The 19834-nt window shown below is 40.1% G+C and carries 21 protein-coding genes; 9 read left to right on the forward strand and 12 right to left on the reverse strand.

All coding sequences use genetic code 11. The features are described 5' to 3' along the window. Positions 1–24: 24 nt before the first annotated feature. The 10 genes from argJ to CH377_RS04235 form a co-directional block, all read right to left on the reverse strand. Positions 25–1176, reverse strand: coding sequence for a bifunctional glutamate N-acetyltransferase/amino-acid acetyltransferase ArgJ (gene argJ, locus CH377_RS04185; RefSeq protein WP_100722531.1), 1152 nt, complete (start codon positions 1174–1176; stop codon positions 25–27). Between the two features lie 124 nt (positions 1177–1300). Beyond that, the gene (locus CH377_RS04190; RefSeq protein ID WP_100722532.1) at positions 1301–2692 is read right to left on the reverse strand and encodes a HAMP domain-containing sensor histidine kinase; all 1392 of its coding nucleotides are present in this window, start codon (positions 2690–2692) and stop codon (positions 1301–1303) included. Beyond that, positions 2682–3386 (reverse strand): response regulator, encoded by a 705-nt coding sequence (locus CH377_RS04195; protein ID WP_008590830.1) that lies wholly within the window; start codon positions 3384–3386, stop codon positions 2682–2684. Before CH377_RS04195 ends, CH377_RS04190 begins: the two co-directional genes overlap by 11 nt. Before the next feature lie 239 nt (positions 3387–3625). Next, positions 3626–4039: a hypothetical protein gene (locus tag CH377_RS04205; RefSeq protein WP_100722534.1), complete on the reverse strand. Its 414-nt coding sequence runs from the start codon at positions 4037–4039 to the stop codon at positions 3626–3628. Next, entirely contained in the window at positions 4036–4404 is a 369-nt protein-coding gene (locus CH377_RS04210) for a hypothetical protein (RefSeq protein WP_100722535.1), read from the reverse strand. The genes CH377_RS04205 and CH377_RS04210 overlap by 4 nt, the downstream gene beginning before the upstream one ends. After that, positions 4385–4972 carry an RNA polymerase sigma factor gene (locus CH377_RS04215; RefSeq protein WP_100722536.1) on the reverse strand — a complete coding sequence of 196 codons (588 nt, stop codon included), beginning with the start codon at positions 4970–4972 and terminating at the stop codon, positions 4385–4387. The genes CH377_RS04210 and CH377_RS04215 overlap by 20 nt, the downstream gene beginning before the upstream one ends. Positions 4973–5025: 53 nt before the next feature. Next, the gene (locus CH377_RS04220) at positions 5026–5418 is read right to left on the reverse strand and encodes a hypothetical protein (protein ID WP_100708466.1); all 393 of its coding nucleotides are present in this window, start codon (positions 5416–5418) and stop codon (positions 5026–5028) included. Next, positions 5415–5591 carry an LIMLP_16695 family PerRB-regulated protein gene (locus tag CH377_RS19645; protein ID WP_086448547.1) on the reverse strand — a complete coding sequence of 59 codons (177 nt, stop codon included), beginning with the start codon at positions 5589–5591 and terminating at the stop codon, positions 5415–5417. The genes CH377_RS04220 and CH377_RS19645 overlap by 4 nt, the downstream gene beginning before the upstream one ends. Before the next feature lie 240 nt (positions 5592–5831). Beyond that, a complete protein-coding gene (locus tag CH377_RS04230; RefSeq protein ID WP_423789910.1) occupies positions 5832–6473 on the reverse strand; it encodes an NUDIX hydrolase in 642 nt (213 codons plus the stop codon). After that, positions 6469–7638 carry a ribonuclease D gene (locus CH377_RS04235; RefSeq protein WP_100722539.1) on the reverse strand — a complete coding sequence of 390 codons (1170 nt, stop codon included), beginning with the start codon at positions 7636–7638 and terminating at the stop codon, positions 6469–6471. Before CH377_RS04235 ends, CH377_RS04230 begins: the two co-directional genes overlap by 5 nt. Positions 7639–7678: 40 nt before the next feature. Between CH377_RS04235 and purF the strand changes: the two genes are divergently transcribed. Beyond that, positions 7679–9145 (forward strand): amidophosphoribosyltransferase, encoded by a 1467-nt coding sequence (gene purF, locus CH377_RS04240; RefSeq protein WP_100722540.1) that lies wholly within the window; start codon positions 7679–7681, stop codon positions 9143–9145. 31 nt (positions 9146–9176) lie between these two features. Here purF and CH377_RS04245 read toward each other — a convergent pair whose 3' ends face one another. Together CH377_RS04245 and CH377_RS04250 are read right to left on the reverse strand one after the other, a co-directional pair. After that, entirely contained in the window at positions 9177–10181 is a 1005-nt protein-coding gene (locus tag CH377_RS04245) for a hypothetical protein (RefSeq protein WP_100722815.1), read from the reverse strand. Next, positions 10165–10638, reverse strand: a complete 474-nt coding sequence (locus tag CH377_RS04250; protein WP_100722541.1) for an LIC13259/LIC11441 family protein — start codon at positions 10636–10638, stop codon at positions 10165–10167. Before CH377_RS04250 ends, CH377_RS04245 begins: the two co-directional genes overlap by 17 nt. 163 nt (positions 10639–10801) lie before the next feature. On the opposite strand from CH377_RS04250, the gene CH377_RS04255 reads away from it, so the two are divergent. The 8 genes from CH377_RS04255 to CH377_RS04290 are packed head-to-tail and all read left to right on the forward strand — an operon-like array spanning position 10802 to position 19799. After that, positions 10802–11122 (forward strand): (2Fe-2S) ferredoxin domain-containing protein, encoded by a 321-nt coding sequence (locus CH377_RS04255; RefSeq protein ID WP_100722542.1) that lies wholly within the window; start codon positions 10802–10804, stop codon positions 11120–11122. A gap of 12 nt (positions 11123–11134) precedes the next feature. Continuing rightward, entirely contained in the window at positions 11135–12163 is a 1029-nt protein-coding gene (locus tag CH377_RS04260) for a zinc-binding dehydrogenase (protein ID WP_100722543.1), read from the forward strand. A gap of 41 nt (positions 12164–12204) precedes the next feature. Further along, on the forward strand, positions 12205–12741 hold the full coding sequence (locus CH377_RS04265; RefSeq protein WP_243401951.1) for an LEA/WHy family protein: 537 nt from the start codon (positions 12205–12207) through the stop codon (positions 12739–12741). Then, positions 12731–13060, forward strand: a complete 330-nt coding sequence (locus CH377_RS04270) for an LIC13255 family lipoprotein (protein ID WP_100722544.1) — start codon at positions 12731–12733, stop codon at positions 13058–13060. The genes CH377_RS04265 and CH377_RS04270 overlap by 11 nt, the downstream gene beginning before the upstream one ends. Continuing rightward, positions 13060–13551 (forward strand): hypothetical protein, encoded by a 492-nt coding sequence (locus tag CH377_RS04275; protein WP_100722545.1) that lies wholly within the window; start codon positions 13060–13062, stop codon positions 13549–13551. The genes CH377_RS04270 and CH377_RS04275 overlap by 1 nt, the downstream gene beginning before the upstream one ends. A 24-nt stretch (positions 13552–13575) precedes the next feature. Continuing rightward, positions 13576–14517 carry a DUF1175 family protein gene (locus CH377_RS04280; protein WP_100722546.1) on the forward strand — a complete coding sequence of 314 codons (942 nt, stop codon included), beginning with the start codon at positions 13576–13578 and terminating at the stop codon, positions 14515–14517. 10 nt (positions 14518–14527) lie between these two features. Further along, on the forward strand, positions 14528–19147 hold the full coding sequence (locus CH377_RS04285) for an alpha-2-macroglobulin family protein (RefSeq protein WP_100722547.1): 4620 nt from the start codon (positions 14528–14530) through the stop codon (positions 19145–19147). Continuing rightward, positions 19125–19799, forward strand: a complete 675-nt coding sequence (locus tag CH377_RS04290) for a YfaP family protein (protein WP_100722548.1) — start codon at positions 19125–19127, stop codon at positions 19797–19799. Before CH377_RS04285 ends, CH377_RS04290 begins: the two co-directional genes overlap by 23 nt. The last annotated feature ends 35 nt before the right edge of the window (positions 19800–19834 follow it).

Genomic DNA, 19834 nt, shown 5'->3' on the forward strand with positions numbered 1-19834 from the left:
GGATTTGGTGCGGATTCGACAAACTTATGTTGTATAGTATGCGTTTTCCTTCACGTAACCTTCGGTCAGGTCGCATCCCCAGAACACCATCTCTTTGTTTCCGGTATTCAATACCACATCGACGAAGATCTCGGAATTCTTTTTTAGATACTCCGATAATTTTTTGAGCGTTTCCGAATCTGCACCCTTGACAGGTAGTCCTCCGAAATAAATTTCCAAGGAGTCGAAAGGGATAGGTTCATCGAAAACTTTACCTACTGCCATGACCAATCTTCCCCAATTCGGGTCTCCACCGTATATTGCGGTTTTGATCAATGGAGAATTTAGTATGGATTTACCGATCTTTCTCGCCTGAGACTCATCCTTCGATTTTTTGATACGTACTTCGATTAATTTGGACGCACCTTCTCCATCTCTTGCTACTTCTTTAGCAAGATCTGTGCATATTTCTAAAAGTGCGGATTTGAATTCGTTAGGATCAACTGAACCTGCAAGACCATTGCTAAGTAAAGCAACGGTATCTGAGGTAGAAGTATCCGAATCTATCGTGATACAATTAAAACTTAAGTCCACACAATCTTTTAAGATTGGATAAACTTCTCCTTCTATCTGTGCGTCAGTGAGAATGTAAGAAAGCATAGTCGCCATATTAGGCTCTATCATTCCTGCACCCTTTGCCATACCAAAGATAATAGCTTCTCCGTTAGAAGATTTGATCTTTCTCACGGAAATTTTTTTGCGAGTATCCGTGGTCATGATCGCTTCTGCTACTTCATCTAGATTACCGGGTTTTAGATTTGATTTTGCCTGAGCACACGCAGGAAGTATTACCTGCATAGGAAGTGGAACTCCAATCACTCCAGTAGAAGAAGGTAATACAGAAGTTTCAGAGATACCAAGAGACTTTGCGATCTCGGAACAGATCTGTCTGGAATTTAATATTCCTTTTTCTCCAGTAGCAACATTTGAATTTTTAGAATTTATGACTACAGCTTGCAAAACTCCGTCTCGTATATGTTCTTTGCCTACGATGACAGGAGCGCCTGGAAAATTATTTTTAGTAAATACTGCGGCCGCTTTGCAGGGTTTTTCGGAATAGATCACTCCGAAATCTTTCGTTTTGTCTTTAATCCCTATATTTGTTCCGAATGAAAAAAAACCCTTAGGATAATCCATGTTCTAACCTCGACCCTTAGGTCCGATCTCGATAACGTGATACGTTGTCGATTTATATATAGAATCTCTATATTCGTGTTAGGGCTGTTTTAGGAAAAGCGTATTACGAGCAAATGCTCGGATTTCAAACTTCTGAAATTTCGGAATAAACTAACGGAAGGGTTACGGAGAAGATAGTCCCACCTTCCGGATTATCGAAAACTTTGACAGAACCGTGATGTAATCTAACAATATGTTTCACAATAGAAAGTCCAAGGCCGGTTCCGCCTTCTTTTCTGGATCTGTTCTTATCCACTCTAAAGAATCTTTCGAAAATTCTTTCTTTATCCTCGTCCTTGATTCCAATCCCTTGGTCTATAACCTGAAAATTCACTGAGTCAGGTTCCACCTTTGCGATCTTCAAAGTGATTATTTTATCATCCGGAGAATATGAAGAAGCATTTGAAATTAAATTTAAAAGCATATGCTCTAAAAGGACCCAGTCCGCAGCGATAGTAAGAGGAGAAGGCATATCCACTACCAACTTTTGTCCTTTCGGAGAAATAACTCCATCAACAGTAAAAGAAAGATTTTCTACCAGGGACTTTAACGTGAATTCCTCAGGTTGAGCGATTGCAGATTGGTTCTCAATTCTAGTGATCGTAAGCATGTCTTCTACGATACGAACCATTCTGTCCGTGTTTCGAGAGATCGCGTCTAAAAATCTTTTTTCGTGGCTATCTTCTAAAAGTTTTAAACGACCTAGTAATGTTTCCGTATAACCTTTGATGGAAGTGATAGGTGTTTTTAATTCGTGAGAAGCATTTTGAACAAACTGTTCTCTTATCAGATAAGATTGTTTTTCTTCAGTGATATTTCGGATCACTCCGATGAACATCAATAGATTTCCGTTCGTTCGAAGCGGATACATTTTGATTGCGTAAAAATTTTGGCTTAGATCGAGCTCCGTTTTAGGTTCACTTTTTCCGGAAAGATTTCTTTTGATAAAGTCTAGAAGTCTTGGATCTTTGACAGCATCTTCTACTTTTCTAGAGCCTGAATTAGGTTCTATTAAGGAACCGGGAATACTTCTGTTTTGAAAAACGATAGAGCCTTCCAGGTCAACGGAGAATACACCTTCTTTCAAGTTTTGTAATACTGAATCGAACTTTTCTTTTTCGATGGTAAGATCTACGAATTGGTGTTTCAAACGTCCGGACATCAGGTTAATGGAGACGGCAAGGTCAGCTAACTCTTGGATCTCAGGGAGACTTAACTCGGAGCCGAAATCTCCTGCGTTGATTTCTCCAGTTTTCATTTCGATCTGGTTAAGTGTTTGGGTTACACTTCTGGCAATGGAGAAGGACATATAAAAAGTCCCAAACATTGCCAATAAGATATAAGCCGAGAATAGAAGTATTTTCAGGTCGGGGTTGATCAAGTCCTCTAAAAAGAGAACTATCCCCGCGACAGCCATAAGGAAAACGAGTAGAAGCCAGTTACTTAAGAGTAGTTTAGAAAATAAGCTACGCCTCATTGAATCTGTAACCAATCCCGCGGATGGTTTCCAACCTCTCCTTCTCTTCTCCTAGTTTATCCCGGAGTCTTTTAATATTAACATCTACAGCGCGATCCGTCACGTAAATATCCTTACCCCAAACCTTATCTAAAAGTTTGTCTCTGGTAAATGCAACGCCTGTATTCGTCATAAACAGGTAGAGAATTTTATACTCGATCAATGTAAGATCGATTTCTTCGTTATTTATGAATACCTTATGAGCCTTGGGGTTTAGGAAAATTTTGCCGACCGTGATGTTTCCTTCTTGGTCTTGCTCATCCTCTCCTTCTCCCGATCTTCTCAATACGGAGCGAACTCTCGCGATGAGTTCTCTGGTGGAGAATGGTTTTCTAACATAATCGTCCGCGCCAAGTTCCAGTCCTAAGACCGCATCGGTCTCTCCGGATTTAGCGGTAACCATAATGATTGGAAGAGAATATTTTTCTTTGATCCTTTTACAAAGATCCATTCCGCCAATACCTGGTAGCATTAGGTCCAACACCACTAAGTCAGGCAGATTTTTTTCGATCCTAGGAAGCACCTCTAAACCGTTTTGGCAGGTGTCTACTTGGTAGCCATTCTCTTCTAAATGAAATTTGATCAGTTCTGCGATATCCTCTTCGTCATCAACTACGAGGATTTTTTGGCCTGGGCTGCCGGAAGCATTTTTCATAAATTCGCTGAAGCTCTTTCTCCTACGCCTCGGAGGATTTTTATCGTTAGTCGTCGGGGTGGAGGATCCTTGGATTTGGATAGGTTCCATCCCATCAGATTGTCAGAAAACCGTTACAAAAGGTTTACACAAACATTACAATCGCCGGAAAAAGAATTTTCTGGGCTTATTCTTATGACAACCAGTAAACAAAAAGGAATATGTTCCTTTCCGGATTATATAATTAGACGGAGGTTTTTTTAGTCCCGATCCTTGATAATTTCGTTTAACTCGTTTATCAGCTTTCTCTGGCGGAAGAGGACATAAAGAACGAATCCTGAAAATAGGACCAGACCCAAAACATATACCCAAAGTAGACCTTTTAATCTGCTTTGTTCTTCTTCGATTGCTTTGATCGTAGTTAGATGTTCGACTAAGAAAAAATAATTATCGGATTGGGCCCAGGATTTTCTGGCTTCTTCCCTGATCTGGGTGATTAGAACATCCGCTTCTTGTTTGCTCATGTTTTGGATGAGCGGGAAAACAGAGTCCAACTTCATTTCTAAGAATTCTTTTGCAGTTAATTTGGTCTCAGGCTGTTTTTCTTGTGCGGAGATTTGGTTTCCGAAGGTAAGTAATAAAGATAAGGCGATCCCAAAACTGAAATATTTCATTCGTCGAATCCTAACTTGTTTTTCCATTCCTTGGTATAAGGGCTCTTATTTTGCACAAGATAAATCCCTATTAGAACAGTAAAAAGCAGGAACAAAAAGCCGCTAGTAGCTAAAATTGCATGTAAAATCCCTGTTTGGAAGAGAAAATTCCAGTCAGTAAACAGAAGAACGGTTAGAGGAGAAAAAGCCAAGATCAGAATTGTGATCAAGATCAACCGGATATGCCTCAGATGCACCAAATGAAGCATTACTTTTTTCTTAAGCATAGGTGGTACGTCATCGTTCACCCTGCCTTCCGGAGGTTTTACAAAAAAATCCAATTGCTCCCGCAACTCGTCGGGAAGTTTATCTTTTTCCGTGCTCATCGTCTTTCTTCAGCCAATCGCGTAGGATTTCTTTCCCTCGAAAAATATAACTCTTTAAAGTATTCATTTTCAAGTTTAAATTTTCGGAGATATCTTTATAGGACATATTCTCGAAGTAGTGTAACGAGATAGGTTTCCTATATAGTTCGGGTAACTTGTCCACCAGGGATCTGATCTTTTCGGTCGTTTCTTTTTCTAATACTTCGGATTCTTGAGAGGAAAAATTATCTCCCAGCTTTTCGCTGGACAAAGTATCTATAGGAGCGTCTATTTCTGGGTGTTCTTTACGGTATCTGCGGATGATCTCATTTCTTGCAATGGAGAAAACCCAAGTGGAGAATTTAGACTTCCCTCTGAATGTGGACAATCCTTCGAATGCTTTTAAAAAAACATCCTGAGTAAAGTCCTCAGCTTCCGCTTCGTTACGGAATGCTTTTTTTGCCTGGGAATAAACCATTGCCTCATACTTTAATACGAGTTGTTCGAATGATTCAAAATCTCCGGCTAGAACTTTTTGAATATTGGCCCAATCCTCCGGATCGCATAGGATTGGTTCTTCCGGTTTCATGGGAGTAATAATAAACCTATTTTATGGAAGGATCGGATTTCAGTAGGACCGATTCATTTCCTAGGAGACCATTTATAATAACAAAGAAGACCTAAGCCGGTACCAAGAGGGATCAATCCTCCTAACATCGCTAAAGATTTTCCTAATACTAAAATGAAAGTAACGGAAAGAGCTATACCAACAAAGGTAAGTATCAGTCCTAAAAAGAAGGAATAAAGACGCAGATCAAATTTTTCTTTTTGATAAAGGCCTGCTTTGATGATCGCCATTCTCTGACGATACCACCAAAAGAATAGGAAGAATAATAATAACCATCCGAAGATGATCCCCACGATCGGAATACTATACAGGATCGCTTTGTATTCACCACCAGGCTGACTTGCTTGGATGGCGATCCTGATTTCTTCTAGACTACGAAAGAGGGCTTCCTTTTCTTCAGGAGTCATCTGCTAAGAACCGCCACCTTTAATGAAGAAGTTTCTCCCTTTTTAAAGTATGGGATTTTTTGTTCAATGCCAGGTCTGCCGGCGAGAGACTCATACCAGTCCTCTTCTTTCCAGCTTTCCTTTAGATAACTAGTGCGAATGTCTGAATTAAATAGATCCTTAATTTTGCTCATTGGAATGCTCCTATGTAAAATGCCTTTCGAAGTTCGAATACGAACTTTAAAACTCCCGGAAAAGGGTTTTAAATTATGTCGTATATAATTTCGGTCCACTTTTGGAATCCCTAAAGTGGAAAACCTCGTAGGACTACATTTTTTAGAGACGTAAGGGTTAGAAGAAAAATTGGGAGATGAGACAAAAAAATAGAAAGAAAGAAAAATCAAAAACCTTGGATCTTTCGTTTTATGCGGAAACTATTCAGGCTTTTTCACGTCCAAGAATGGCGCTGAACTTAGGTTAGGAGTTCTTAAAATGGGAGGACGATCGAACCCCGCATGTTCTCTTAAGAAGTCCACAATGATCCTTGCAGTGGCTCCCCATAAAAGTCCTTCCTCTATATCAAAGTAAAATACTTCTAATAAAGGTGAGTCAGGTTTCCTTCTTCCTTTAATACTGTAAAAAGGAGCCTCCCAAAGTCTGTCTAGCTCCAGTATAATAATTCGTTCTACTTCTTCAGGATTGAATTCGAATCTAAAATCTCCTGAATATTTAGCTAAGAAGGGAGTGATGTGAAATCCTGTATGAGTGAGTTGCCCTCTGTAATTTCCGATTACGGATAATTCTTTATCTGGAGCTCCCATCTCTTCTTCCCATTCTCTTAGAGCTGTAACTAAAAGATCCTTATCTTCTGGATCCTTTACTCCACCTGGAAAAGAGATCTGTCCAGGATGAGAAGCGAGGTTCGGATTTCTTTTTTGAAGAAGGAAACCGTCTTGTCCGTTCTTTTGGAACACAGGCATGACCACAGAAGAATGTGCTACATCTTCAGGTAAGTTCGGTTCTCCTTCCGGTAGAAAGGGGAGTTCCTTTTTTAGCTTATCTAATTCTAATCTAATCAAATTTCTTTTTGATCGGGATTAAACCTGACAAGGTGGTCTCATAAGGTTTAGATTGCATTGCAGCTATAATAGAAGGTCCGTAGTTTTCTACCTTCCAGTTGGAAAAGATCCCTAGTTCTTTTAACTCTTCGATAGACTTAGGATTTCTTTTTGCAATCTCCGCGATATTCTTATTAGACGGCATCAAGTTGTGACCCATCCGGCGAATGGACATGATTGTTTCTCTCCACTGCCTTAATCTTTTAAATCTGTCCGCTTCTTCCCCTGCCAAATCCTCGATAGATCTTTTGAATAGATCGTTTTTCTGGATAGGGGGTCCGCTTGGGTTTTTATAAACCTGATATAAATTTTCTGCGTCTTTTTTGCCTAAGATGTCTACGAGCTTATTCAGTTCCCCACGAGACTTGACTAATTCCAAAACCTTGTCGTTATTCCAAACTCTGAATGGAGCCTTGTTCAACTTTTTTGCTTTTTCGTCCCGGAAACCTAAGGTATCGTGAAGTGCCCTTCTTTCGTCGGAACCCAACTCAAGGACATTTGGGAATTTTTCCAAATTGATTGAAAAACCTTCGAAAGGTTCTGGTTCCTCTTCCGCGATTTTTGCGAACTCTGAAACTGCTTCGTCTAACAATTTACGTTTTCCGAGTTCCTCGCTCATTTTAGTCCAGATGGATTCCAGATAAACTGTGTCCAGGGCCGCGTATTGGAGCTGACTTTTTTCTAGAGGACGCTTTTCCCAGTTGGATTTTTGCTCCTTCTTCGAAAGTTTGACCTTGTGGTAATGCTCCACAAGATACAACAAAGAGTTCTGTTCTAAGTCTAATAAACGAGAGCTGAACATCGTATCTGCGATGTTGATAAACTTGAAACCGAAGTCTCTTTTAAGAGCTTTGATATCGTCCGAAGCGGAATGAAATATTTTTAAAATGCTGGGATTCTCGAATAGAGGACGTAACCCGGAGAGATCGTCCAAACGAATAGGGTCAAAGATATAATTTTTACCCTTAGAGGATATTTGGATAAGACAAACTTTGGAATAGTAGGTGTAATAACCGCTGGATTCCGTATCAATAGAGAGGCAATCGGATTGAGAGAGAGTAATCAATGCCAACTGTAAGCTTCGGACGTTGTCTACGACAATATAATCGGATTGTATTTGCATCTAAAAGGCGACCTGGGAGACTAGCGTCGGAAGGGGGACCATGAGTTCGATTCCCAATACGTCCAGTCTACGGACCCTAGTCCGAGATGACAAACCAAAAGAAGAATGTGCCATCTTTGGGATTTTTAATTCTCCCGAAGCGGCCAATTTCACTTACCTCGGCTTGTACTCCATGCAGCATAGAGGCCAAGAATCGAGCGGGATCGTTTCCTCCGACGGAGAACATCTCTACCGCTACGCCGGGATGGGATTAGTAGCCAATATTTTTACCGAAGGCAAGATCCGGGAACTAACCGGAACCGCGGCTATCGGGCATAATCGTTATTCTACGACTGGTGCGAGCTTTTTAAGGAACGCTCAACCTCTCAGAGTTGAGTCCCATTTGGGGCCGATCGCTCTGGCTCATAATGGAAACCTGGTAAATTCCTGGGAAGTTCGTTCCCAATTAGAAAAAGAAGGTTCTATCTTCCAAACTACAATCGATTCAGAGGTGATCGTCCACCTTATGGCTCGCTCCGGAGAAACAGATCTACTTTCTGCACTTTCTTCTGCTTTGAAAAAAGTGAGAGGAGCTTATTCTCTTGTAGTACTTACTAAAAACCAATTGATCGCAGTTCGTGACCCGAACGGTTTCCGCCCGTTGGTTATGGGAAGAAGAGACGACGGATCCATTGTATTCGCATCAGAAACCTGCGCATTCGATATCACTGACACCACTTACGAAAGAGATGTGGAACCAGGTGAGATGATCGTTGTGGATAGAACTGGAACCCGTTCCTTCTATCCTTTCCCTCCTGCAAAACCTGCTCTTTGTATTTTCGAATACATTTATTTCGCGAGACCTGATTCCAATATTTTTGGTGAATCAGTTTATAAGGTTCGTAAGGCACTTGGAAACCAACTCGCTCAGGAACTTCCTGTAGAAGCTGATGTTGTGATCCCTGTTCCGGACTCTGCAAACATCGCAGCTTTAGGATATTCAGAAGCTTCCGGAATTCCTTTCCAACAAGGATTGATCCGTTCTCACTATGTTGGCAGGACTTTTATCGAACCGGACCAAAAGATTCGAGATTTCGGTGCAAAGATCAAGTATAACGTAGTGAAAAATGTAGTGGATGGCAAACGTGTTGTGATCGTAGACGATTCCATCATGAGAGGAACCACTAGCCGTAAGATCATCAAAATGATCCGAAACGCTGGTGCTACCGAGATCCACTTAAGAGTTTCCGCTCCTCCTACTGTTTCCCCTTGTTATTACGGAATAGATATTCCAACCCATAATGAATTGATCGCTGCTACTCATACGATCGAAGAAATCCGAAAGTATTTGAGAGTGGATTCCATTGCTTATCTTTCAGTGGATTCTATGCACAAAGCGGTGAATGATCATAGGGGTGGCGGTTTCTGCAATGCTTGTTTTACCTCAGATTATCCTGTGGAATTCCAAAGCGATATGGGAAATCAAAAGAGTTTATTCAAAGAATACGAGGTAGAAGAAAGGGTCTAAATATTTCCGTTTGATCGGAGCTTTTAGATCTTTATTTCACTCTGAAAACTTGTGGCCTTCTTCCGAAGGTAATGAAGTCGGATTCTTCTCCTTTGATATAAGCGGACAATAGGCTTTTCTCCGAAAATCCTATATGATTTTGCTCTTCTAACATTCCTAAAATTTCTAAGGCAGCGTCCTTATCTAAAGTATTCAAATAATTTAATACTTCTTGGTGGGAGTTCTTTTTATGGGCTTCTTCTATTATTTTGAGAACTTCTTCCCTTGCTCTTAGCAAGGATTCTTTTCTTTCTACAAGTCCTTCCATTGTAGAAAGTATGATATTGATCTCTGGATCTTCCGAGAATAATTCAATTAAATGAGGATAGATTCCCGGGAATCGGATCGGGAATTCGTATAAGGAATCTTCTAATCCTCTGTAGAGTTCTGCTTCTTCTTCTTTATTTAATCCTAAGGATTCTCCAAGCATGAGTAGAGTTTCGATAGGCATGAGCCCTAAAAATCTGGCGGCGAATATATTATCCTTCTTAGTCCTAAGACAGAATAATATAAATTTGGAAATTCTTTCTGGAGGAAGCCCGTTCCAGAATTGTGCAGCTTTTGAATCCAGAAAATTACTTTCTGTTCCAAATACCTTCTTCTCTTTTTTGAGTTTTTGGAATATTTTAAAGTCTTCTTTTACGATCCTATAAAGCAAAGAATCGTCCATCTCCAGAATTGTGGACATGACTTGGTCTGGTGAAGAGATGGAAAGAAAGTATCTGACTAGATCGAAACCTATTTCGGATCTTGTGGAAAAATTTTCTAAAATATCTGCGGGAGCTTGTTGGAATGCAGTGGCGCCAACTGAAAAAGAGCTGACTCCTTCTAAAAACTTTTCTAATTTTTCGAAGGCAAAACAAGCCTGTTCACCAGAGTCATTCCAATTCGATTCCCTGTAAAAATCCCTACAATTTCCGGGACAGGGTTTAGACTCGGAGACTCCCGCTAAACAGGTTCTTTCTTGTTGTCTTTCGTTTTCAGGGAATAAGATCACCACAATCACGCATATCCGGAGCGTATGGATTCAGGATTTTCATACCGGAAAACACCCATGTCTTTTTGACCATCGGACAATAGAAACGGTTTCTTCCAGATTGTAGTCCATGCACCTTCATAGTACTCGCTAAAACTTCGCTGAACTTGGAATAGGCCTCAAAGGATATTCTCACATCCGAAGATTTTGCCCCTTCTAATACATTCTTCATTTCTAGTGCTGAAGATTCCAAGCCACCTTTTACTTCTCCCAAAGAATTTAAGGAAGAAATTAATCCACTTACATCAGGAGAAACACTCTCTGTTGTTAAGAGAAATTGAATTATCTTATCGTTTTCCGACAAAACTTTTTCGAAAAGAGGTTTTTCTGTCTCTAATACAGGCTTCTCTTCTTTTTTGCAGAAGGAAAGGGAATATAATAGTGAAGATAATAAAATTAGTATTACGGATCGTTTCATCCTATTCTCCAAATATGAGTAAATACTCGGGAATCGAGCCTCTTAGACCATAAAAAAATCTTTTTTAGGTTCTGGCAACCGTTAGAGCTTCAAACTAATCTCCGAAAAAATGGGTTCAAAGCTTTTGCCTATATAGGAAAGTAGGAGGAAAGGCAAGTACCTAATGTATTTTGATAAACATGTTTTTGTCTGCGAGAATGTCAGAGCGGAAGGAGAAAGGCCTTCTTGTGGTCCGAAAGGATCTCCTCAATTGCTCGCTTATATGAAGAAGAGAATACAAGAACTTGGATTAAAAGGTAAGATCCGTATCCAAAAATCAGGATGTTTGGATCGTTGTGAGTTGGGTCCTGTGCAAGTTTCTTATCCGGAAGGCCTTTGGTTTTCTATCAAGACCCAAGAAGACGCGGAAGCATTTATACAAAATCATATACTAGAAAATAAACCGGAAACGATCCGGCATCTGACGTTAAAGGACGAAGAGTGAGAGGGTAATCAAATGGCAAAAAAGTTCGAAATACCAAAATCGTATCTTGCATACGAATTGAAAGAATACAGCAACGAACCTGGAAGAGCTAAAATTGTAGAAAAAGAACCTAAGACCTTAAAGAAGGGAGAGGTTCTACTTAAAGTTCATTCTGGTTCCATCAATCCATCAGATCTAATGTTCATGAGAGGACTTTACGGAATTAAGAAAAAACTTCCTGTCGTTCCCGGTTTTGAAGGAAGCGGTTTGGTGATTGCAAGCGGTGGAGGTTGGAGAGCGAATTCTCTAGTTGGTAAACCGGTTGCATGTGTTGCTCCAAACAAAGGTGATGGACCTTATGCAGAATACATGATCACTGATGCGTATTCTTGTTTTACTTTAGGAAAAGATGTAAGCCTGGAACAAGGCGCTTGTTTATTCGTAAACCCAATCACCGCTTGGGCGCTGCTCGATCAAGTCATACGAGAAAAACATAAGGCTTACGTTCAAACTGCTGCTGCTTCTGCCTTAGGAAAAATGTTATTAAGACTTTCTAATAAAAAAGGGATTCCCGGTATTCATGTTGTAAGAAGAAAAGAGCAGGTCGATCTTCTAAAATCTTTAGGAGCTGAACATGTATTGGATTCGAGCTCTCCTAATTTTGATAGAGAACTTAGGGTCCTTTCCAATAAGCTGAATGCTACTATTATGCTGGATGCAGTCGCAGGAGAGATCACAGGAAGAGCTTTAGCAGCTATGCCTTATGGAAGTAAATGTGTGGTTTACGGTGCATTATCTGAAGAGCCTATTTCTTATCATGCAGGGCTTGGTATCTTTCAGGATAAAAAGATAGAAGGTTATTGGCTTTCTTCTTGGATGCCTCAGCAAAGTCCTTTTAAGATTTGGAAGATCACCTCTGAGATTCGTTCCCTTTTAGGAAAAGAATTCCAAACTCAAATCGCTGCTAAATACCCGCTTAAAGAGGCGGATAAAGCGATCCAAGAATATGCAAATAACATGACCAGAGGAAAGGTTCTTATTTCCAATGGATGGGAGCTTTGATGGGAATATTTTCCCCATATTTGAAAGGGCAGAGGACCTTTTTGCCTTTCGTCTTAGTTTTAGGTACCTTCTTCCTTTTTAACTCTTGCTTGGGAGATCTAAGGGAGAATGTCAAAAAACTACAGGCTTGTAAGTTTAGGATCTTGGAAACAAAAACGGAGAAGGTAGAAATTCTGCCTTTTCCGCCTTCTCCCAAGATCGTGATGATATCTAAATTGGAAATAGAGAATCCGAACGATTCCCCCGTTAAAATTTATAAGTTTGATCTTGGTGTGATAGCGTCCGGCACAGATGGAAAAGACGCTGAATTGGCTCGGGTGATCTCGGAAGAAGAAACAGAAGTCCCTGCTTTTTCCAAAACCATTGTCCAACTCAAGATAGAAACAAGCTTTGAAAAGAGAGAGAACCAGGATAAACTATTACTTGGAATTTTAGTAGTCACGAACCTGGTCGCTGGAAAAGATCCGAATTTGAGAATGAAAGGAACTGTGAGATACAAAACCTCTTTAGGAGAAGTAGATCTTCCTTTGGATGAAAAAATACGATTATTATCTAAGAAGCCGGAGCATGAAATTTAACTCTTTAAGTTTTAGAACTGACAGTAAGATCCTATTTCTTCTTATAATTTTAACTCTATGCTTGTCGAATTGTTCCAATGTGGATGATGATTTTTATACATTCGGAGAGGCAGGGGCTAAGATCATAGTAGCTTACGCTGCAAAAGATGTAGAATGCGGGTCGAACAGGCAGATCACTTCTTTGGTTCCGGGAAAACAAAGGAAGAAGGATGTGGATAACTGTGTTGCCTCAGTTGCTTTCGAAAAATGTAGTTTTTGGATCCAGGCCGGAGATCCTGTTCCGTTTGCATGCAAAGCGATCGAGTATAGATTGAAGTGATGGGATGGATAGCCAGACATTTTGATTATCTGATTTTTGCTGCGCTGGCTTTGTCCGGCCTTTCCTATCTTTATATACTTCTCACTAGAAACAGAAGACAGGATTCTAAATCAATAGTTCAATATAATATTCCTTCGGAAGAACCTGCAAGTTTCGACCCGAATGAAAAACCCAAAAAGAAAGAACCTAAAGTAAATGTTCTAGAGGTTTTCGATTATAATGGGATCAAGATCATGCATGAAAACGGAATGTACACTGTGAATCATGCAGGAGAGATCCAAGTTTATGGTTCTTGGCAGGAACTTCCTTCCAGATACCAAGCAATGGTAAAGGAGATGGATAAATCTTCCATAGGGCAAAAGAAAAAGGGAAATTATTATATGGAAGTTCTAAACGGAACTTATTACGTTATTTTCCCGGATGGCAAAAAACATAAATATCCTAAATTCGAGGATATTCCAGAAAAGATCAGAAAGGCCTTGGGTTATTGAGCTTCTACGATTTAGGTTCCTTACTTGAAGTTTCGAATTTCTTATCTTCTAATATTCTTATTACTCCATTGTAATTCTTATTTCGAATCTGTTTTGGATCCGACTGAATTGAGAATGCCAGCGGACGGTAAATCAGTTGCTGTTTTAAAAATTTCGAACCCGATCTTTGGTGTAAAAGATCATTTCCTGCGGGAAAACATAGATCCAGAATTACTCAAACTTCTCTCGAGCGAAAAAAACGAAAGAGAAGACGTCTTACGTGTACAAGCGGGGAAGGTTCCCGCAAATATTACGATCCGGACTGAGAAAGGTAAGACTATCCAGATTTCCCTATTCAGTCGAGACGGGGATTTCGACCAAGATGGATTTCCCGATTCTGCGGAGCTTAGAACCGAATCTGATCGTCAGGCATTTCGGGAATGGTTTGTAAGGATCTCTTTGTCACAATATTTAAAAGAGAATTCCTCCTGGAATCTAAAGGAAAGAGATTGCAGCGGATTGATTCGTTTCGCATATAAGGAGTCTCTAAAGGCTCATACTCAGGACTGGCAAGCTCGGACAGGGATCTTATTGGATAAAAATTTACCGGATGTCCGGGAATTTAATTACCCGGATATACCCTATATTGGTAAAAATTTATTTCGAACTGGCGAGGGCAAATTCGGAGAATTTGCAGACGCGGAAAGTTTGGAAAAGTTCCATACTTACTTTGTTTCTAAAGAGTTGGAGTCTGGACTAGCGGGAGATATTCTCTTTTTCAGATCGGATCGTGGGGTTGGGACAAACTTCCATTCTATGATCCTGGTAGAGGGAGAAAGTAAAAATCCTCAGCTTTTATATCATACAGGTTCGGATCGAGGTATCAAATTGATCCGGGCAAAAGAATTGGAAAGAAGTGCGTTGTTTTCCCCGGAAAAGAATAACCGAAATTTTCTTGGGGTTTATAGATTTCGAATTTTAGACTAGGAATTTCAGAATGAGAACTCGCGTATTGGATCGTAAAAAGATAATATTCTCTTTTCTCGCAATTTTGATCTCTGTATTAGGATTATTTTATGTGAAACCGAATTTATTCGGTTCCGCTGCATTCTATCTCGGAACGGATAGAAGTTTCGGCTCGGGTGAAAATGCTTATGTAAATCTGGAAGGGAATGGAACTGTAAATTACGAATTCAGAGTATATAAGATCGCGGACCCGCAAGCATTCTTGACCAAAAAAGTGAAAGAAAGATTGGTCCAAGAGAATAATGACGGAGCATTCGGAAATCCGATCGCACTTTTTACAAGAACCTTTGATAAATTCAGGAACGATTTCCGAAAAGTTGCCAGAAAAGAATTCAATTCCAAAACAAGATCCGAGCTGAAAAAAACGTTAGGAATTGATTATGAAAAACCTGATGAATATAAAACTCTAGCGGTCCCTGCTATTTTAAAAGACCAAGAATTGGTCGCTACATTCTCTATTCCGACAGTTACTTCTTTTTGGGCGTATCGTAGGATACCTGTCCCGATCAGAGATAATGGTGTTTATCTTGTGGAAGGAGTTTCCGGATCTCAATTAGCTTATACAATCTTGATCAAATCTGGCCTGAACTTTTTAGTAAAACAATCTGATGCAGAGACATTCATATATGTAGGCCGTAAAGATAGCGGCGAACCTGTTTCCGATGTGGATCTTACTCTTTTTAATTTAGAGAATGGCCAAGCATTTCAGACCGGAAAAACAAGTTCTGACGGAACTTATTTTTATAAGGGAAGAAGTCCCGTAAAAGGATTGGTTCTCGCTCATAAGAATGGGGAATACTCAGTTTCCGATCCTGAATTTTATTCCAGTTCTTTTTATGGAGAAGGCGGGCCGAGGGCATATATGTATACGGATCGCCCAGTGTATAGACCTGGGGATACCGTTTACTTTAAGGGAATTGTTAGAAACTTCTCCCAAGACGATTATAGAACAATTTCCGGTGCTGGTGTAATTGCTGTTGCAAGTGAGCATGGAGAAACTTCTATCCCAAGTGTTCCAATCAATATCTCGGGAGATAATGGAACTTTTTCGGGAGAATTTGTAGTTCCGGAGTCTGAGAATACTACTCTCGGGAATTATTCTCTTATATTAAATTTTCGTGATAAAACTTTTCAGACTGAATTTGCCGTAGAGGCTTATAAAAAACCTACATTCCTCGTTTCAGTATCAGTTCCTAAATCCAATTATTTACAAAGAGAAGAAGTGAACGCTCTTGTAAAGGCAAGATATTATTATGGCCAACCGGTTTCAGGACAAGAGGTTGCCTATAGGGTATTCCGTAGACCTAAATTCGATTATTCTCCTGTTGGAACGATCAACTTTGATGCTTCTTCCGATTATCTGGAACAATCGGGACAAAGTGATAAACAAGAATTGGTCTTAGATGGAAAAGGAAAATTAGATTCGAAAGGTCAATATTCAATCAGTTTTAAACCGGATAAATCGGATGCGGATTCCGTTTATACGATCATCGCTTCCGTTCAGTCTGAGGATATGACCTTGGATGGATCCGCTTCCTTCTCCGTAAATCGAAGTGCATTTTTTGTTAGGATCTCTAAAGACAATTCAGTATACGAACCTGGTAAAGAAGCAAAATTAACGGTAAGTTTGATCGCTTACGATAAAACTTTAAGCGATGTGGAACGCCAGAAAATGGTGGGAAATCGAAATGTGGATCTCATTCTTTATAATAGAGATATTCAGTTCGTAAAAGAAGCAAATCGTTCTAAAATTTCTTCCTTGTCTGTTATGACTTCCGCTTTGGGTGTAGGGACAGCTTCTTTCACAATTCCTAAAAGAGGACAATTTGTTTTGGTCGCGGAAACAAAGGATCCGAGCGGAAATACTACAAAGTCGGAAACATTCTTCTGGGCTTCTTCAGTTTCCGATTCTATCGAAATTCCTTTCAAAGATATTACTCTTAAGCCGGGTAAGGATATTTATTCAGTGGGAGATACTGCGGAAATTCTGGTCTTAAGTCCTGTATCCAACGGACATATGATCTTGACCTTAGAAGGAAATCGTATCTTCAAAAAAGAAGTAGTGAAGATGAAAGGAAACGCTTTGAAGTATGCGGTCCCGATCACCGCAGAGATGAGTCCGAATTTTACGTTATCCGCGGTTCAATTTTCAGGAAATGATGTTTATAAAAGCCAAGTAAGAGTAGTCGCTCCTCCGGAGCAGAAATTCCTAAAGGTCGCTTTGGAACCAGGACGGAAGGTATATCGTCCAGGCGATAGAGCAGAGATCCGTTTGAAAACTACAGGCTTGGGTGGTGGCGGAGTATCTGCAGAAGTCTCTCTCGCAATTGTAGATGAGGCTATTTATCAGATCAAAGAGGAGAAGACCCCTAATATCGGAACATTCTTCTATCATCCAAGAAGAAATAACGTACAGACTACTTTGGCATCAGCTTATAAGTTTTTCGGTTATTCTGAAAATAAAAGATTAAAACTGGCTTTGGATAAAAAGGGAGACTCCGTTTATTCTGCGATGAAAAACGAGGACCAAGCTCGGGATCGTTTTAAAGATACAAGCTATTGGAATGCAAAAGTAAAAACAGGACCTGATGGAACTGCAACAGTTAGTTTTAATCTTCCGGATAATTTGACTTCTTGGAGAGTGACTGCGATTGCAATTACTCCTGATACAAAAGTAGGAAGAGGCCAAACCAGTTTTATTGCTAAAAAAGATCTGATGATATTAGGTGGGATGCCTAGGTTTATTATCAAGGGAGAGACCCAAAAAGTTTCCGCTACAATTTCTAATCAATCCTCTAGTAAGTTACCAGTTAAAGTTACGATAAAAGCAGAAGGTGCAAAAATTTTAGGTAACTCAGAAACTACGATCAATTTAGAGCCTGGCCAAAACCAATCTCTTCATTTTGATGTGCAGACTATCGCAGATCCAAAGATCAAATCTGCGAAGATCAGTATTCTTGCTGCGGGTGCAGGTTACCAAGATTTACTTAAATCTGAAATTCCCCTCAAAACTTGGGGATTACCTAAAACTATTTCGGATAGTTTAGGAATGGAAGAAGGAGAACATTCAGGAGTTCTAAACTTGGAGGCACCTAAAGAATTGGGAGATCCTCGTTTAGAAGTTCGACTCAGTCCCGCTTCTTTGCCTGCACTAAGACAATCTTTGGATTATCTTGCAGATTATCCGTATGGTTGTGTGGAACAAACTATGAGCAGGTTCTATCCACTTTTATCAGCTCAGAAGGCGGGTTTCATCAATGAAAGACTTAGAAAAGAACTTCCTAAGATGATCGATGTCGGATTGAAAAGAGTGTCGGAACTCCAACGAACAGATGGTGGATTCGGTTGGTTCGAAGGTGGGGTAGAAAGTGATGTTCTGATGTCCGCCTATGTTTATAGAGGATTGGCCATTAGTCAGAAAAATGGAGCAAAGGTTTCTGCTCCAGTATTGAATAGAGCCAGAGCTTATCTTTATGACGTTTTGAGCAAAGGAGATCTTTCTCCGAATGCAAAAGTATATATAATCTTCTCCTTAAGCGAAGGTGGAAATGTAGAAGATTCGATTGTGGACGGCTTGGTAAAATCTTCTGCTAAGCTAAACCAATATGGACAAGCACTTCTTGCATTAACTTTAGCTAATAAAGGTAAGAAGACGGAAGCTTCCTCCTGGTTTAAAAAAGGTGTCGAATCTAGTGGATTTGGTAAGAAGGCTTTCTTAAAACTTACTTCTTACGGCAAAAATCCTCGTTGGGAAGAAGATAGGATCGAAACAATTTCTGCACTTTTAAGTGCAGGAGTTCGATTGGGAGAAGATAAGGTAATTCTTGCAAATCTTGCTTCTTCTCTCTTATCCAATCGTATCGAATTAGCTTGGAATAATTCAAGGGACACATCTGCAGCTGTGTTGGCTTTGTCCGAGTTTTTAGCTTCTGTTCGTGAATCTGAAACTCCAGCAAATGTGGAGATCGTGTTAAATGGAACCAGTTTAAAAACTGTAACTCTTCCACCTAAGTCGGAACAGGGAGAATTATTTAAGATCCCCATCCCTTCCGAGTTGATACGTTCTGGACCGAACAAAATAGAAGTTCTGAAGAAGGACGGACCTGTACTTTATGCGACTGCTTCCTTATACTATATTGATCGAAGCAAAAAGATACAAGCTTACTCGAATGGTATCAAAGTAAAACGAACCTACTATAAATTAAAAGTAGATTCGAATGATATCACTCCCGTGGAATCCAAAACTTTCCAACCGGGAGATTTGGTAATGGTCGAAGTTTCAGTTCAGAAAGAAGGTGATGCGGATTCTTATTACCAAATAGAAGATTCTCTTCTGCCTGGATTCTCTTTCTTACAAAGAGACGCGGAGTATTACGCAGGCGATCTGAAAATGGAATATCTAAGTCGGCAGATCTATGATGATCGAGCCGTTTTCTTTGTAGGAGGTCCTACAAAAGAATTCAAAGTCAGATACTTTATCAGAGCGGAAGTTGCAGGGAAGTATAAGGTAATCCCTGCCAGAGCTTCCTTAATGTATTATTCAGAAGTAACAGGAGCGAGTTCAGACGATGAAATCAACGTTGGTCAATAATTTACTCATAGTTACTCTTTTGCTTTTTGGATCTGCTACATTTGCGCAGACGGTTACTATAGATTCTCCTCACGGGGGTTTCACTACGGAGAGGATCCAAACGGTTTCCGGTTCCGTTAGTGGAAATCTGGAAAAAGCAACCATCGTAATCAATGGAATTCCTCAGATGATCCGTTTGCATGCCGGGAAATTTTCCTTAAGCACTGTAGTTGCTCCTGGAACAAATCTGATAGAAGTGAAAGCAGGTAATGCAAGCGATAGAGTTTCATTCTTCGCTGCTGTTCCGCCGCGAGATATCAAAGTTGTTCTTACTTGGGACACGGCAACTGATGTGGATCTTTGGGTTTTAGATCCTACGGGCGAAAAATGTTTTTATGCAAATCGTTCTACTAAGTCTGGAGGAAACCTTGACGTAGACGTAGTAGATGGGTATGGACCAGAAACATTTACAATGTCCAAGGCACTGCCCGGGAACTATTCCATACAAGTGCAGTATTACGGTTCTTATGATAAGCCAGTCACAAGAGTGAATGTATACGTGGTTTTGAACGAAGGAAAACCGAACGAAAGAAGGAAACAATTTCAGTTCGTAATGACCCGTTCCCAGCAAGTATATCATATTGCGAACTTTGAGATAGATCCGGAATCCTAAGATGTTTTTTTCCGCATCAAATCCTCCTTTTGGAA

The sequence above is a fragment of the Leptospira haakeii genome (assembly GCF_002812045.1).
In the GTDB taxonomy this organism is placed as follows: domain Bacteria; phylum Spirochaetota; class Leptospiria; order Leptospirales; family Leptospiraceae; genus Leptospira_B; species Leptospira_B haakeii.

Bases quoted from the DNA above. Each gene is read 5' to 3' on its own strand.
- CH377_RS04285 (WP_100722547.1), top strand. From the start codon at position 14,528: ATGAGAACTCGCGTATTGGATCGTAAAAAGATAATATTCTCTTTTCTC.
- CH377_RS04290 (WP_100722548.1), top strand. From the start codon at position 19,125: ATGAAATCAACGTTGGTCAATAATTTACTCATAGTTACTCTTTTGCTT.
- CH377_RS19645 (WP_086448547.1), bottom strand. From the start codon at position 5,591: ATGAGCAAAATTAAGGATCTATTTAATTCAGACATTCGCACTAGTTAT.
- CH377_RS04255 (WP_100722542.1), top strand. From the start codon at position 10,802: ATGTATTTTGATAAACATGTTTTTGTCTGCGAGAATGTCAGAGCGGAA.
- CH377_RS04275 (WP_100722545.1), top strand. From the start codon at position 13,060: ATGGGATGGATAGCCAGACATTTTGATTATCTGATTTTTGCTGCGCTG.
- CH377_RS04220 (WP_100708466.1), bottom strand. From the start codon at position 5,418: ATGACTCCTGAAGAAAAGGAAGCCCTCTTTCGTAGTCTAGAAGAAATC.
- argJ (WP_100722531.1), bottom strand. From the start codon at position 1,176: ATGGATTATCCTAAGGGTTTTTTTTCATTCGGAACAAATATAGGGATT.
- purF (WP_100722540.1), top strand. From the start codon at position 7,679: ATGAGTTCGATTCCCAATACGTCCAGTCTACGGACCCTAGTCCGAGAT.
- CH377_RS04235 (WP_100722539.1), bottom strand. From the start codon at position 7,638: ATGCAAATACAATCCGATTATATTGTCGTAGACAACGTCCGAAGCTTA.
- CH377_RS04205 (WP_100722534.1), bottom strand. From the start codon at position 4,039: ATGAAATATTTCAGTTTTGGGATCGCCTTATCTTTATTACTTACCTTC.
- CH377_RS04250 (WP_100722541.1), bottom strand. From the start codon at position 10,638: ATGAAACGATCCGTAATACTAATTTTATTATCTTCACTATTATATTCC.
- CH377_RS04270 (WP_100722544.1), top strand. From the start codon at position 12,731: ATGAAATTTAACTCTTTAAGTTTTAGAACTGACAGTAAGATCCTATTT.
- CH377_RS04190 (WP_100722532.1), bottom strand. From the start codon at position 2,692: ATGAGGCGTAGCTTATTTTCTAAACTACTCTTAAGTAACTGGCTTCTA.
- CH377_RS04195 (WP_008590830.1), bottom strand. From the start codon at position 3,386: ATGAAAAATGCTTCCGGCAGCCCAGGCCAAAAAATCCTCGTAGTTGAT.
- CH377_RS04210 (WP_100722535.1), bottom strand. From the start codon at position 4,404: ATGAGCACGGAAAAAGATAAACTTCCCGACGAGTTGCGGGAGCAATTG.
- CH377_RS04260 (WP_100722543.1), top strand. From the start codon at position 11,135: ATGGCAAAAAAGTTCGAAATACCAAAATCGTATCTTGCATACGAATTG.
- CH377_RS04215 (WP_100722536.1), bottom strand. From the start codon at position 4,972: ATGAAACCGGAAGAACCAATCCTATGCGATCCGGAGGATTGGGCCAAT.